Origin of the sequence: Paraburkholderia phenoliruptrix, assembly GCF_047325075.1 — a bacterium.
Classification (GTDB): Bacteria; Pseudomonadota; Gammaproteobacteria; order Burkholderiales; family Burkholderiaceae; genus Paraburkholderia; species Paraburkholderia phenoliruptrix.
Genome location: NZ_CP168531.1, coordinates 1254649 through 1268025, shown reverse-complemented (window position 1 = coordinate 1268025; position 13377 = coordinate 1254649). Strand labels below are relative to the sequence as shown.

Below are 13377 nucleotides of genomic sequence, written 5' to 3'. Positions count from 1 at the left end.
ATGCATGCCCTTTCGATGATGTCCGACGGATTTTTCCTGTCGTTGTCGCTGTGTCTGGACATCGGCCTCGTGAACGTCGCGATGATTTCTCTCGCGCTCTCGCACGGCTTCAAACCTGGCTTCTGGCTCGGCCTCGGTTCGTGTGTCGGCGATCTGATTTACGCAGCGCTCGCGCTGGCGGGCATGGCCGCGCTGCTGCAATTCGAGTCGGTGCGCTGGGTCGTGTGGATCGGCGGGGCGGCCATTCTGCTGTTTCTCACGTGGAAGATGGCCCGGGAGGCCATGTTCCCCGCGTCGGCGCCGCCCGTCGCCGGAGAAGCCGACGCGAACGCGCCGCACCTGTCCGCGTGGCGCGGCTTCGTGCGCGGCGTGTTGCTGGCGGTGTCGTCGCCGTCGGCCATTCTGTGGTTCGCCGCGGTGGGCGGCGCGCTGATCGCCAAGGCCGGGGCAACGAGCGCGGCAACGGCCCCTGTGTTTCTGGGCGGCTTCTTTCTTGGTGGCCTGTGCTGGACCGTGTTCATCTGCGGACTCGGTAGCCATGGGCGCAAGCGCGCCGGCAGCGGTTTGCTGCGCGCCTGCCATGTGCTGTCGGCGCTACTGTTCGCCTACTTCTCGTATAGCGTGATCGTCAACGGCTACCGCGATCTGATTCTGCAAACCGTGCAGCATTCGCCGGCCGGGCAAACTGCGACGCAAACGGCGAGCTGACAAAAAAGCCCGCATCGGCAATACGAGCGGGCCATTTCTGCAAACGCCATCAAGGCGGTTCGTGCGCCGCGAGGCCATATCACACAACAAAGGTCACGCGAGATACTGCGCGAGCTTGTCCAGATCGACGTTGCCGCCGCTCACCACCACGCCCACGCGCTTGCCCTTCACGGGCAGCACGCCGTTCAGCACGGCCGCCGCCGCGAGGCAGCCGGTCGGCTCGACCACCATCTTCATGCGTTGAGCGAAAAAGCGCATCGTCTCGATCAACTGCGCGTCGGTGACGGTTTCAATTCGCGCGACGAGCTTGCGGATGATCGCAAACGTGTAATCGCCCAAATGCGTGGAAGCCGCGCCATCGGCAATGGTGCGCGGCGTTTCGATGTGGACCACCTCGCCGCGCGCGAGCGATTGCTGACCGTCATTGCCCGCTTGCGGCTCGATGCCGATAACCGTGCAATCCGGACTCAGCGCCGCCGCCGACAACGCGCTGCCGCCAATCAACCCGCCGCCGCCAAGACACACGAACAGCATGTCGAGGGGACCGGTTTCGTCGATCAGCTCCTTCACCGCGGTGCCCTGCCCCGCGATGACATGCGGATGGTCATAGGGCGGAATCAGCGTCATGCCCCGCTCGTCAGCCAGCCGCCGTCCGATCTCCTCGCGGCTTTCCTTGTAGCGGTCGTAGGTGATGACTTCGCCGCCGTAGCCTTTGGTGGCAGCGACTTTGGCCGCGGGCGCATCGTGCGGCATGATGATCGTCGCGCGAATGCCGGCAAGGCGCGCCGACAGCGCAATGGCCTGTGCATGATTGCCGGACGAATAGGTCAGCACGCCGGTGTTGCGCTGCTCCGCGTCGAAATGGGAAATCGCGTTATAGGCGCCGCGAAACTTGAAGGCGCCCATTCGCTGAAAGTTCTCGCACTTGAAGAACACCGACGCGCCGGTCCGCTCGTTGAACGTGCTCGAGGTCAACACCGGCGTGCGATGCGCCACACCGTCGAGGCGCACGGCGGCGTCGAGTACGTCGTCGAAAGTGGGAGCGGGCAGAGGGTGCGTCGGCTGCATTGGCGGGGGTCTCCGGAAGCGGTGGGTGAGACGGACATTCTCCCAGCTTCGCCGCCGGTTTGGAACGTGGCCAGAACCCACGCGATGCAACCATAAACAAAACGGCGTAACCCGGCGATCAAGCCGGCGTTACGCCGTTCATCAGGTTTGGAGTGACGAGCCGCGCCGCTTAGCGCCGGTAGTAGCCGTGCCCGTAGCCGTAGCCGCGGTAATAGCCATGGTGATAATACGGGCGGCCATAACCATAGTAGCCACCCACCACGACGGGCGCCGGCGCATAGACCACCGGCGGCGGGGCATACACCACAGGCGGCGGGGGCGGGTAATACACCGGCGGAGGCGCCGCGTAAACCGGGTACGCCGGCGCGACCGGCACCCCGATACCGATGCCGACAGACACATGCGCCTCTGCGACGGAGGCAAGCCCCACGCCCAATGCGGCAGCAACAACAAACGGGACGATCTTTTTCACTTTGTTCTCCTGGCGCGGCCCACTCAAGGTCGCCGTCTTCGCATGCCTTTGCATGCTACGTAGACAAATTTATCTAAAAAGCCCACGTGTCGCTGTTCGCATTTGTAGCAAATTGCAATCAACGAAAAGGAACGCCCGCTGGGGGTCCTTTCCAGGCGTGGCGGGAAAGGCCTGAACGTCGCACAGAATCAGGCGATTACGCGGCTACGGGGTGCGCCTGACCGCCCATTTCAAGCCATGCCCCTTCAACGGACGCAGCCTTGGTAATCTTTAATTACAAATTAGCTTCGATGCTGACGGCGCCGCGCAACAGTCAATAAAAAGCCCGGCACAGGCCGGGCTTCGTCTCGTCTGAGGTGGGTGTCGGTTCAGCCGACTTTTACATACGCAAATTCGCGCGACACATTCGGCGGAACGTACGCGACGCTAATCCGTACGCGCGGGCTGAGACGTTTTTTCTGGTCCCACCAGCGACGCCGCTGCGCGTGCGTCAGAAATCGCAGGTGCTTCCGGTAAGAAAAAATGTTCATCGTGACCACCTCCCCGAGTTCGATTGCGAAATTTCGAAGCGAATACCCATGAAACAGCCACGGCCTCGTCGGCCATGGGGAAATTGTGAGCAGTTTTCAAGCCCGTGGGGCCGGCTCGGCGCCATGAACGGCAGCGCGCGCCATATCGTCGGCCCACTCATCTGACGACTGCTGCACGAGTTGCGCCAGGTGCCGGCCAATGGGCGATACTGCTGCTTTCCCGTCCAAGCCCCCGTCCGGAGCCCGTCCACATGTCCCAGCCTACTTCTCTGCCCCGCGTCGGCTTTATCGGCGCGGGCCGGCTCGCGCGCTGCCTCGCGCTCGGCTTCTCTCACGCAGGCTATCCCGTGACGGCGGTGGCGAGCCGCACGCCGGCATCCGCCGACCGGCTCGCCGACCAGATTCCCGGCTGCGCCGCGCTCAACGACCCGCAGCAGGTGGTCGAGCGTGCCGACGTGGTCTTTTTAGCGGTTCCCGACGACAGCATCGGTACGTCAGCGCACACACTGCGGTTCGGCCCGGACGGCGCTCACGGCAAGTCGCTCGTGCACTGCAGCGGCGCGTCGCCGGTGGAACTGCTCGCGCCCGCGCGCGACCAGGGCGCGTCGATCGGCGGCTTTCACCCGCTTTACCTCTTTGGCGGCGAGGCGACCGACCTCGAACGTATTGCCGGCTGTTCGGTGACGATCGAGGCCGACGGCGCGCTCAAGGACACGCTGACTGCGCTGGCCGTCGCGCTGCGCTGTCATCCGCTGTCGATCCCGCCGGGCGGCCGCATGCTGTACCACGGCGCCGCGCACTATGCGGCGAGCTTCGCGCTGTGCAGCCTCGCCGAATGCGTCGCGCTGTGGCGCACGCTCGGTTTCGCCGAAGACGACGCGCTGCGCGCGCTTTTGCCGATGCTCGCCGGCACCATCCAGACCGCTCGCGACAAGGGTCTGTCGAACGCGCTCGCCGGCCCGGTGTCGCGCGGCGACACCGGTGTCGTGCAGAAGCAGCTGGCGCTGTTCGAGAGTCTGGGCGGCGATCATGCCGCGCTGTACGGCTTGCTGTCGCGGCGCGCGGTCGCGCTGGCGCAGCGCCGTGCCACGCCGCCCGCCGCGATCGACAGCATCGCCGAGGCCGTGGAAGAATCGTTGGGCCGCTCGCTCAATCAGGCGGCAGCAGGTGCAAGCGTGAAGTAAGCCGTGATAATGTGACGTCCGGCGCCGCGCGCAATCCGCCGGCGCCTCGCTTCGGGACCAACAGACGAGAACGCACAATGATCAAGGTCAGCATCCTCTATCCGTACCGGGAAAACGGCCACTTCGACGTGGACTATTACTGCGCCACGCACATGCCGCTCGCGGCAGAGCTGTTCGGGCCGTCGCTGAAGGGCTGGTCGGTCGACGTCGGCATCAACGCGGGGCCGCCGGGCACGCCGCCGCCGTATGTGGCTGCGGGCCACTTCCTGTTCGATAGCACCGACGACTTCTACAAGGTCTTCAAGCCCGCGTCCGAGCGACTCCTTGCCGACATCCCGAATTACACCGACGGCGGCAACGGCGCCATTCTTATTAGCGAGATCAAGGTTTCCGTGTAGCGACACGCGGTCGAGGTGGACCGTGCGGCACGGCTCTGTGCCTTGCCGCGCGCGGAACATGGCCGCAGGGCTGCGCCACGCGACTGCCTCGACCACTTCGCAATGCATGCGGCCGTATGGGCGGCGTATGCGACATGACAAACCGTCGCGCGCACGACCGAAAGCGCCGGCGCCAGGCCGTTCACCGGCCGCCATTAGAAGCATAAGGACACGAGATGTTTGGCGATATCGCCCGTTTTCTGCTTAATACCGTCTTCACGCTGTTCGGCGCGGCGCTGCTGCTGCGCGCGTGGCTCCAGGTCGTGCGCATGCCGCCGTACAACCCCGTCACTAACGCGGTCCTGCAAGCTACCAACTGGATTGTTCTGCCGCTGCGGCGCATTTTGCCGAGCACGCGCAGCATCGACTGGGCGAGCCTCGTCGCGGCGCTGATCGCTGCGATCATCTACGTCGTCCTGATGGTGGTGCTGACGGGCGCTGATCCGCTCACGTTGCTGCCGACGCTGCTGATCGTCGCGGTGCTGACGGTGATCAAGTGGGCACTGAACCTGATTATCTGGATGACGATCCTGATGGCGCTGCTGTCGTGGCTCAATCCGCGCTCGCCGGCCATGCCGATTCTGTATCAGCTCACCGCGCCGTTTCTGAACCCGCTGCGACGCGTCGTGCCGCAACTTGGCGGCATTGACCTTTCGCCGATTCTTCTTTTTGTGATCGTGCAGGTTCTCTTGATGGTGGTGACGCGTGCCGCGGTTCAGCTGACGTATTTTGTGATCTGAGGCGGCTCGGCGGGAGCTTGCGGATGACGAAGAGCGGCGGCGCGATTTGCGCTTGCCACCCTTTCGCGAGTAAAATAGCGCGCTCTGCGGGCGTCGTATAATGGTAATACCCTAGCTTCCCAAGCTAGAGCCGTGGGTTCGATTCCCATCGCCCGCTCCAGAATGGCTCGGAGCCTTGTCCTACAAGGCTCTGCCAATCGGCCAGATGTGGTCGTACCCGCCCTTTTACTCGCACCACTTACCCACACCTGTCCCAAAATAGGCGCTAGGAGCCTTCCTTGCCTATCGAGGCACACGGCTGCACCGTGACAGACGAGTATTACTTCCTGCACAAGCTTCCGGACATTCTTGCGGAACGGGTCCGGAAGGTGAGCGTCTATCGGTCCCTTAAGACGAAGGGACTTCGCCCTAGCCAAGGCGCCCCGCGTTTTACCTTAACCTAATTTCAGAAGGCGTTGATCAAGTACATTGGAGCATATAGCAATTGTAATCCCCCGCAGACGGGCGCACTCCTCAACCAGTAATGCTGATTGATTTAAATTCCCGAATATCCCGCGGGCGCGTCACTTACGATATGGCGGGATTTGTTTCTTGCACCTTTTCAGTGATTCTATGTCGCCATTCGCAATTCCAAATCGGTACTTGCAGCAATCCGAAAACACCCGTCTTTCTTTTCAGGCAGTTTACCTACGTCAACATCATCGTCCTCATTCGCGAAAGGGTCGTTTCACGAAGCTCACTGAAATGGGTGAGGCATTTCGCCATTGGGAACGGTTTGACCAATTTTCCAGTGTTCAATCGTGTAATCATTCATTTTTTAAATCCTTTTGATTAGGCCTGAAGTCTCGCCTAGACTTTGTGTCACCACACGTCATTGCGCATGCTTACTTCTAATGACCGGCCAGACTCCTTCGATGCCCGGCGATAATTCCTCGATCCGTCTCGGATCGCCTTCGTTCGCAAACGGACCAAGAAAAGCCACGCCGAACTTTGTATTTTTGCGATGAAACAAAACTTGACACTTGTCATGGTCAATATCAGGAAAAAATAGTCGATACGTACGACCCGAAACGTCGGCGACTCGACCATCGCTATTATTCAAATGAGAACAGCATCCATCTTCTATGCTAAGATATACTCAATCATTACGATGAGATAGAGGCATGCGACTCAGATACAAAGTATTGATCGGATTACCAGTATTTCTGATCACCTATTCGTTTGCGATTAATACTCGCATCCCCAGCCCACCAATCGCGAGACCGTGCAGCGAAGAGTGGTTTAAAGACATTGAGAACAATTATTTCTCTACGGAGCGGACAAACAGCTTCGGTGACAGCGTGGGCTTGGACTGGGGTGGGGAAAATTGGTTCAGCTACATAGAAGATAAAGCGAGCATGCCACATCCATCCGCGAACGTAAAACAAGAAGAAAGGTGCGAATTGTTGCAGTCGCACCTTCAATCGAAGATCTACATTATCAATGACCTCTTTGGAGAATCGCTTTCATTTCAGAGGGGCAGATAAGCCAAGCGTTGTTCGAAGCGATTTTACGAGGCCCATTCCCAGACTGCCCGGGCATGCTCGTCCTGTATGCGTTGCAAGCATTTGATATTCGCGGTGGCCGCCCAGGCAACTGATATTGAAAAAATCCTTGAGCACTCCGCAGAGTACCTCTACTGCCTTTGTTTGTGACGCGGTGAGCTTATCGTGGTCCACGACCACCTGATCGGCCATGATATCCTTCAGATGCTTTAGCTTATCAATCAGCGACATGTCCTTGTACTCGTGTTGGTAGGCCTCCCCTGCTTGAACCAGATCCGCCAGGAGCACAATTCCAACCTTTCCAGTGTTGTTTTTATCCACATGCTCACCGATAAACCGAATATCCCGCCCTTCGTATATCTCGCCTTCGCATGACACGGCATAGTGATATCCGATATCATCAAACGGATGGCTACGCGCCATATCTTCGGATTGCGCCCGTTGGATTTGTTCCATCGATGGTGCTCCACAGGAATAGCTTCGGCCGGCGTGATGTATCACGATATCTTGATAATCCCAGCGACTCTCCCGAACTCCTGTTTTTGGAGGGTGTGCATGCCACCTTGACCGCTCGATCAAGCTATACCCTTTTTTCGCTAGCGCGTTAATAATCGCCTGCCTAGTGGCAGCTCGATTGTTAACCGATAGTGAAATGGCTGAGGCATTTTCGCCATTGGGAACGGTTTGACCAATTGTCCAGTGCTCAATCGCGTAATCAGCCATTGTTAAGTTCTCTGATTCGGCTCAAGTTCTCGCTTGGGTGACGAAAAAACGACATGCAATATAAATGGCTTTGCACCGTTCGTCTTTATTAAGGCGTAACCATTTGCATCTGTCCGCCCCATTTGGCGCACGCCGTCGATATCTAGCAGGTAGGGCTGTTGCGTCAAAGGCTCCCCCGTAACACTATCTTTCACAAGGATTCGTTGAGCGCAATTGGTACTGGAGACGATTTTTTGGAGAGGCTTTCCATCATCAGAAAATCCCATCGCCGCCAATTCAGCCGGGCCATACTCTTCGTACATGGTGCCCTGCGATGCGAGTAACCGGGGCGGCGGATCACATCTACATATACAGATATCGTTGTTGAGCGCAGGTTTATGCCCCATGAAATCGTCTGGGAAGCGCGGCCCCTCCGGAACAAGCACACCTTGTGACTTGCAACCGTGACAATAGATTTTCGCGCCGACGAAAGACAACAGCGTGTCGTGATGAAAGGTATTGGCAATACCTTCCAACACAACTCCACCAGCGGTTGTCTTATCACCCTGTTTGACGTGATACCTTCTCATGGCTCAATCGAAGTTGGAGGTCGTTCTGGAGTGACGATGCAGATCTAGACGCTATCGTAATTGCAGGCAGCGCGAACCACATGCGCTGTGACGAAATTTGACGCTTTTCCGACGCGCCTTTCATTGATCGCTCGAATTACATAAAAGATTCGGGCCGAATTGCTCGCTATACGAATATTTGTTGTGGCGTCGAATTTAGAGAAAAATCCACAAATGGAGCGCGAGCTTCCCGGCGGCACTTGTTCCATACGGGACCTTCCAGAAGTCCCTCGTATCACCGCGCCCCTTCCTTGAGCCGTAATCGCCGTCTGGACGCACCCTTTTCCATTGTGCTACCTTACGCGCTCTTGTAACGCCCGCTCACCTGACTGCTGCACGTTCGGCAGACATCAAGCACGAGCCGCCTCTACGAAGGCGGCTTTTTTATAGCGGCGGTGGCGGCGCTGCCCGCGCGTGGCAACCGGCCGGGCACACATCGCCTGTCGACGCGACGATCGGCACGCAAAACACAGCCCGTGCCCCGTGCTGACGATGCAGTGACGAATCAGCGCCGACTGAGTGTCGAATCAGCGCCGAACGAGCCCCCAACGCGCCGCACGAACCGCAAGGCCTTCACCTAGTAAGTAGCAGCCCCAACCATGATCCACGACCTCAACGACGCCGGCTCCCCCGACGCACTGCCGACAGACCGCAACGAAGCCGAAGCCGAAGCCAACGCCGCTCCCGCCACGCCGCACGACGAAGTCCTGCACCGGCGCCGCATCCGCAGCTTCGTCACGCGCGCGGGCCGCGTGTCGACCGGTCAACGCCGCGCGATGGACGAACTCGGCCCGCGCTTCGTCGTGCCGTTCACGCCTGAGCAGCCCGACTGGAACGGCGTCTTCGGCCGTGAGGCGCCGCGCGTGCTGGAAATCGGATTCGGCATGGGCGCAACGACGGCTGAGATCGCATCGCATCGTCCGGGCGACGATTTTCTCGGCGTCGAAGTGCACGAACCGGGCGTCGGCGCATTGCTGAAGCTGATGGGCGAACAGGCGCTCACCAACATCCGCATCATCCAGCATGACGCGGTCGAGGTGCTCGAGCAGATGATCGCGCCGGACAGTCTCGACGGCGTGCACATTTTCTTTCCCGACCCGTGGCACAAGGCGCGCCATCACAAGCGCCGCCTGATTCAGCCGAAGTTCGTCGCGTTGCTCGCGTCGCGGCTGAAGCCCGGCGCCTATCTGCATTGCGCGACGGACTGGCAGAACTACGCCGAACAGATGCTCGAGGTGCTGAGCGGCGAGCCGTCGTTGCAGAACACGGTCGACGGCTATGCGCCGCGGCCCGACTACCGTCCGGTGACGAAATTCGAACGACGCGGCCTGCGGCTCGGCCACGGCGTGTGGGATCTCGTGTTCCGCAAGCGTTCAAGCTAAGCGCGTAAAGGCGAAAACGCCCGCGGCTGAAGCATCGGCTGCCATCAATAAAAAAGGTCCGCCAACGCAACTGGCGGACCTTTTTTTTCATGGCGCTCAAAACACGCGCCGACGCTCAATCCGCCCAGCTCAGCGCGCCGCTATAGCCGACCAGCAGAATCAGCAATCCAAAGCCGATGCGATACCACGCGAACGCCGTGAAATCGTGCGCGGCAATATAGCGAAGCAGCCAGCGCACGCACAAAAACGCGCTGACAAACGCCGCCACGAAACCCAAAGCAAAAACGCCGAGCGCGTCGACGGACAAGGTGTGCCAGTCCTTGTAGATCTCGTAGGCCGTCGCGCCGAACATGATCGGGATCGCGAGGAAAAACGAGAATTCCGTGGCCACACGCCGGTCGAGGCCGAACAGCATCCCGCCGATGATCGTCGAGCCCGAGCGCGACGTGCCGGGAATCAAAGCGAAACATTGGGCGAGGCCGACCTTGAGCGCGTCCATCGCGGTCATGTCGTCCACATGATGCACGCGCGCCGCCTGGCCCTGTGCACCTTGTCCGCGCTGCCGGGCCTCGGCCCACAGAATGACGACGCCGCCCACCACCAGCGCGAACGCAACCGGCACCGGCGAAAAGAGCGCCGCCTTGATGGATTTTTCGAACAGCAGGCCAAGTACGATCGCCGGAATGGTGGCGATGATCACGTTGAGCACGAAGCGCCGCGCTTCGGGACGGCTCGGCAAGCCGGTCACGACGTCGCCGATGCGGCGGCGAAACTCCCAGCACACCGCGAGAATCGCGCCGAGCTGAATCACGACGTCGAAGGTCTTCGCGTGTTGGTCGGTGAAATTGAGCAGGCTGCCCGCCACGATCAGATGCCCGGTGCTCGACACCGGCAAAAACTCCGTCAAGCCTTCGACGACGCCCAGAATCAGCGCCTTGCAAGCCAATAACCAGTCCATCCGTGCCCCTCATCGCTGTAGATTGTCGATTCTCGGAACCGGCCCTGCCAGCACGACGGACGCGCGGCCCTGCCGGCCGCGCGCAGCGTCATTTCTCGACGATTTGCACGCGTATACCGTTTGTAAGGATGGTGATTGTACCGGGTTCGTAGCTCACGCCGGCAAATTGCAGCTGTTCCGGCTTGAAGGTGTAGATCGGGTAGTTGCTCAGCAACTGCGTCGCGAGCACGGCGGCCGCCGCGTTGATCTGCTGCGTATAGGCCTGGGCGTCGCCGCTCACGCTGACGTTGTCCACATTCGGCGATTTGAGCACGACGGATTTGCTCGCGGCGTCATAGGCGAGCTCGCTCGACAGCGTGAAAACGCCGTCAACCGGTTGCGGCATGAACGGGCTCGCCAGATGCGCGTCGAGCTTGACGGAAACGCGGTTGGCGTCTGGCAGAAAACCGACCACCGGATGACTCAGCGCGACGTCGAACACCTGCGAAACCGTACGCTGATAGGGAAATTTCCGCTGCACCGCGTCCTGCACCTGCTGCTGCGAGAACGTGTAATGCGACGGAATGAAGGGAAAAATCGGCGTCGCGCACGCGCTGAGCGAGACGATGCCAAGCGCGCTCGCGCCTGCCAGCGCGGCGAGCAGAAAACGGCGCCGAGCCGGCGCAACCAATCGAGCCATACGGTTTCTCCAATCGACCACAGTTGAGGCTTGATCCTTTTGTCCAGGCCTCACTCAAAGCCCCTGCTTCATTCAATGCCCGGCTGGGTCCGCGCCTCGAGCTGCGTGAGCCACGCGAGCGCCTCGCCGCGATTCGCCCCGCACATCTCCGCCTGCGGCTGCAACCCCGAACAGCATGCGGGCCGCTCCGGCTGGCCGAAGATCGCGCAGCGCAAATCGTCGCCGAGTTGCACGCAGCGCACGCCCGCCGGCTTGCCGTTGGGCATCCCCGGAATGGGACTGGAAATCGACGGCGCGATACAGCACGCGCCGCAGTCGGGCCGGCACGCATGGCCGGCCACATTGAACGGCGACTCGCGCTTCGCCACGCGGTCAGTTACATCGCTCACCACACCCTTCCCGAATCGGACAAAAGACAAAACGCGCCGCAGCGCCAGACCCGCATTGTGCCACTGCGCCGCATGCGACCTTTTTACACAATCGGGCGCCGCATAGCCGGGCGTACACTGATTCCGAACCTCAAGGCCACGCTCAAGAGGCGCCCGCGCCTCGTTCACGGCGGCCGTCCCCTATGGGCCTCTCATGATTACCGCCAACTCGCTGTTTCGTCCGGATCTGCTCGCCAAATACAGCGCCAACGGCCCACGTTATACGTCCTATCCGACCGCCCTTCAGTTCCGCGACGATTTCGACTGCGCCGCGTATCTTCGTGCCGCGGCCGACCCGGACGCGTCAGCCACGGATCTTTCGCTCTACTTCCATATTCCGTTTTGCGACACCGTGTGCTTCTACTGCGGCTGCAACAAGATCGCGACGAAAAACCGCACACACGCCCGCCCTTACCTCGAACGGCTCAAGCGCGAAATGGCCCTGCAGGCCGCGTGTTTCGATACGCGCCGACCCGTGTCGCAATTGCACCTGGGCGGCGGCACACCGACTTTCATGTCGAACGACGAACTCGCCGAGCTGATGGACGCGGCGCGCGAGCACTTCAGCTTGCTGCCCGATGAGGAAGCCGAATATTCGATCGAAGTCGATCCGCGCGAAGCGTCGCCCGACACGATCGCGCATCTGCGCAAGCTCGGCTTCAATCGCCTGAGCCTCGGCGTGCAGGACTTCGATCCGCTCGTGCAGCGGGCCATCAACCGGATTCAGCCACTCGACATGACCGCCTCGGTCATGCAGGCCGCGCGGCATGCGGGCTTTCATTCGATCGGCGTCGACCTGATCTACGGACTGCCGCATCAAACGGTGGAGAGCTTTACGCGCACGCTCGACACCATGATCGATCTGGCGCCGGATCGCCTGTCGGTGTTCGCTTATGCGCACATGCCGCAGCTCTTCAAGATGCAGCGTCAGATGGACGCGGCGACGCTGCCCTCGCCCGCCGTGCGTCTCGCTATTCTGCAACGCGTGGTGGAGCGCCTGACGGCGGCCGGCTACGTCTACATCGGCATGGATCACTTCGCGCTGCCCACCGACGAGCTTGCCCGCGCGCAGGCACAGCGCACGTTGCATCGCAATTTCCAGGGCTACAGCACGCGGGCCGAATGCGATCTGATCGGCTTCGGCGCGTCGTCGATCGGCAAGGTCGGCGACGTCTACGCGCAAAACGCCAAAGCGCTGCCCGCCTATGCCGCCGCGATCGACGCCGGCCGACTCGCGATCACGCGCGGCGTGCGACTGTCCGCCGACGACCGTCTGCGGCGCGACGTCATCACCCAGTTGATGTGCAATCTGGAATTGCGTTTCGACGAATTCGAGGCAATGTACGGCATCCGCTTCGCCGATACGTTCGAGCCCGAACTCGAGCGCCTGCGCGGCTTGGAGCAGGACGGCCTCGTCTCGCTCAGCAACCGCAAGCTCGAAGTGCAGACGGCGGGACGCATGCTCGTGCGCAATATCGCGATGGTGTTCGACCGCTATCTGGGCCAGCAAACGCCCGAACGGTTTTCGCGCACGGTCTGAACGCCTTGCGATGGCGTCTGCGAGCGGCTTGCCCCTCGGCGGATTTTCGGCCATAATCTGCGTCTTCGCCGCGCGAGAGCTTCTGACGCGTGCGCCGCAAGACCTGCCCAGGTGGTGAAATTGGTAGACGCAGGGGACTCAAAATCCCCCGCCGCAAGGCGTGCCGGTTCGATTCCGGCCCTGGGCACCACACCTTCATGTAGTCCCGCAATATCATCGCCCAACCCGCGCCAGCAGAACGCTTCGCGGGTTTTTGCTTTTTGGCCGCGGCTTGCGGCCTAAGGCTCTTTATTAACGCGGATGGACCGGCGGGACCGGCGGCACGAATGAAAGGCGCCGCCGAAAGCGCCCCCGAACACGGCCCTCTGCGGGGGGC

At 60.9% G+C, this 13377-nt stretch carries 13 protein-coding genes and 2 tRNA genes; 8 read left to right on the top strand and 7 right to left on the bottom strand.

Annotation, left to right across the window (positions count from 1 at the left end; translation table 11 throughout):
* Positions 1-708 carry a LysE family translocator gene (locus ACEN8U_RS17875; protein WP_015003549.1) on the top strand — a complete coding sequence of 236 codons (708 nt, stop codon included), beginning with the start codon at positions 1-3 and terminating at the stop codon, positions 706-708.
* 93 nt (positions 709-801) lie between these two features.
* Here the strand turns inward: ACEN8U_RS17875 and ACEN8U_RS17870 are convergent, their stop codons facing one another.
* Both ACEN8U_RS17870 and ACEN8U_RS17865 read right to left on the bottom strand, forming a co-directional pair.
* Entirely contained in the window at positions 802-1776 is a 975-nt protein-coding gene (locus tag ACEN8U_RS17870; protein ID WP_015003550.1) for a threo-3-hydroxy-L-aspartate ammonia-lyase, read from the bottom strand.
* Between the two features lie 169 nt (positions 1777-1945).
* Positions 1946-2248 (bottom strand): hypothetical protein, encoded by a 303-nt coding sequence (locus ACEN8U_RS17865; protein ID WP_013589333.1) that lies wholly within the window; start codon positions 2246-2248, stop codon positions 1946-1948.
* A 781-nt stretch (positions 2249-3029) separates the two neighbouring features.
* Between ACEN8U_RS17865 and ACEN8U_RS17860 the strand changes: the two genes are divergently transcribed.
* The 4 genes from ACEN8U_RS17860 to ACEN8U_RS17845 all read left to right on the top strand — a co-directional run bounded on the left by ACEN8U_RS17860 (position 3030) and on the right by ACEN8U_RS17845 (position 5299).
* Positions 3030-3962, top strand: a complete 933-nt coding sequence (locus tag ACEN8U_RS17860; RefSeq protein ID WP_015003551.1) for a Rossmann-like and DUF2520 domain-containing protein — start codon at positions 3030-3032, stop codon at positions 3960-3962.
* Positions 3963-4039: 77 nt separating this feature from the next.
* Entirely contained in the window at positions 4040-4360 is a 321-nt protein-coding gene (locus tag ACEN8U_RS17855) for an EthD family reductase (RefSeq protein ID WP_013340239.1), read from the top strand.
* Between the two features lie 215 nt (positions 4361-4575).
* Positions 4576-5139, top strand: a complete 564-nt coding sequence (locus ACEN8U_RS17850) for a YggT family protein (protein WP_013589336.1) — start codon at positions 4576-4578, stop codon at positions 5137-5139.
* Positions 5140-5225: 86 nt separating this feature from the next.
* Positions 5226-5299: transfer RNA gene (locus ACEN8U_RS17845), tRNA-Gly, on the top strand.
* A gap of 1345 nt (positions 5300-6644) precedes the next feature.
* On the opposite strand, the gene ACEN8U_RS17840 is transcribed toward ACEN8U_RS17845, so the two are convergent.
* Together ACEN8U_RS17840 and ACEN8U_RS17835 are read right to left on the bottom strand one after the other, a co-directional pair.
* Positions 6645-7406, bottom strand: a complete 762-nt coding sequence (locus tag ACEN8U_RS17840; protein ID WP_015003552.1) for an N-acetylmuramoyl-L-alanine amidase — start codon at positions 7404-7406, stop codon at positions 6645-6647.
* A gap of 2 nt (positions 7407-7408) precedes the next feature.
* Positions 7409-7975, bottom strand: coding sequence for a PAAR domain-containing protein (locus ACEN8U_RS17835; RefSeq protein WP_148281809.1), 567 nt, complete (start codon positions 7973-7975; stop codon positions 7409-7411).
* 638 nt (positions 7976-8613) lie between these two features.
* Here ACEN8U_RS17835 and trmB point away from each other — a divergent pair.
* Positions 8614-9396: a tRNA (guanosine(46)-N7)-methyltransferase TrmB gene (gene trmB, locus ACEN8U_RS17830; RefSeq protein ID WP_015003553.1), complete on the top strand. Its 783-nt coding sequence runs from the start codon at positions 8614-8616 to the stop codon at positions 9394-9396.
* Between the two features lie 115 nt (positions 9397-9511).
* Here trmB and ACEN8U_RS17825 read toward each other — a convergent pair whose 3' ends face one another.
* The 3 genes from ACEN8U_RS17825 to ACEN8U_RS17815 all read right to left on the bottom strand — a co-directional run bounded on the left by ACEN8U_RS17825 (position 9512) and on the right by ACEN8U_RS17815 (position 11422).
* Positions 9512-10354 (bottom strand): undecaprenyl-diphosphate phosphatase, encoded by an 843-nt coding sequence (locus ACEN8U_RS17825; RefSeq protein ID WP_175126328.1) that lies wholly within the window; start codon positions 10352-10354, stop codon positions 9512-9514.
* Positions 10355-10442: 88 nt separating this feature from the next.
* The gene (locus tag ACEN8U_RS17820) at positions 10443-11033 is read right to left on the bottom strand and encodes a DUF1439 domain-containing protein (protein WP_041745711.1); all 591 of its coding nucleotides are present in this window, start codon (positions 11031-11033) and stop codon (positions 10443-10445) included.
* Positions 11034-11101: 68 nt separating this feature from the next.
* Positions 11102-11422 carry a YkgJ family cysteine cluster protein gene (locus ACEN8U_RS17815; protein ID WP_081588246.1) on the bottom strand — a complete coding sequence of 107 codons (321 nt, stop codon included), beginning with the start codon at positions 11420-11422 and terminating at the stop codon, positions 11102-11104.
* A gap of 193 nt (positions 11423-11615) precedes the next feature.
* Between ACEN8U_RS17815 and hemN the strand changes: the two genes are divergently transcribed.
* Positions 11616-13001, top strand: coding sequence for an oxygen-independent coproporphyrinogen III oxidase (gene hemN / locus ACEN8U_RS17810; protein WP_015003557.1), 1386 nt, complete (start codon positions 11616-11618; stop codon positions 12999-13001).
* A 105-nt stretch (positions 13002-13106) separates the two neighbouring features.
* Positions 13107-13191: transfer RNA gene (locus ACEN8U_RS17805), tRNA-Leu, on the top strand.
* Positions 13192-13377: the final 186 nt, after the last annotated feature.

Coding starts and splice junctions, on each gene's coding strand:
- ACEN8U_RS17875 (WP_015003549.1), top strand. CDS start 1: ATGCATGCCCTTTCGATGATGTCCGACGGATTTTTCCTGTCGTTGTCG.
- ACEN8U_RS17870 (WP_015003550.1), bottom strand. CDS start 1,776: ATGCAGCCGACGCACCCTCTGCCCGCTCCCACTTTCGACGACGTACTC.
- ACEN8U_RS17860 (WP_015003551.1), top strand. CDS start 3,030: ATGTCCCAGCCTACTTCTCTGCCCCGCGTCGGCTTTATCGGCGCGGGC.
- ACEN8U_RS17855 (WP_013340239.1), top strand. CDS start 4,040: ATGATCAAGGTCAGCATCCTCTATCCGTACCGGGAAAACGGCCACTTC.
- ACEN8U_RS17850 (WP_013589336.1), top strand. CDS start 4,576: ATGTTTGGCGATATCGCCCGTTTTCTGCTTAATACCGTCTTCACGCTG.
- ACEN8U_RS17840 (WP_015003552.1), bottom strand. CDS start 7,406: ATGGCTGATTACGCGATTGAGCACTGGACAATTGGTCAAACCGTTCCC.
- ACEN8U_RS17835 (WP_148281809.1), bottom strand. CDS start 7,975: ATGAGAAGGTATCACGTCAAACAGGGTGATAAGACAACCGCTGGTGGA.
- trmB (WP_015003553.1), top strand. CDS start 8,614: ATGATCCACGACCTCAACGACGCCGGCTCCCCCGACGCACTGCCGACA.
- ACEN8U_RS17825 (WP_175126328.1), bottom strand. CDS start 10,354: ATGGACTGGTTATTGGCTTGCAAGGCGCTGATTCTGGGCGTCGTCGAA.
- ACEN8U_RS17820 (WP_041745711.1), bottom strand. CDS start 11,033: ATGGCTCGATTGGTTGCGCCGGCTCGGCGCCGTTTTCTGCTCGCCGCG.
- hemN (WP_015003557.1), top strand. CDS start 11,616: ATGATTACCGCCAACTCGCTGTTTCGTCCGGATCTGCTCGCCAAATAC.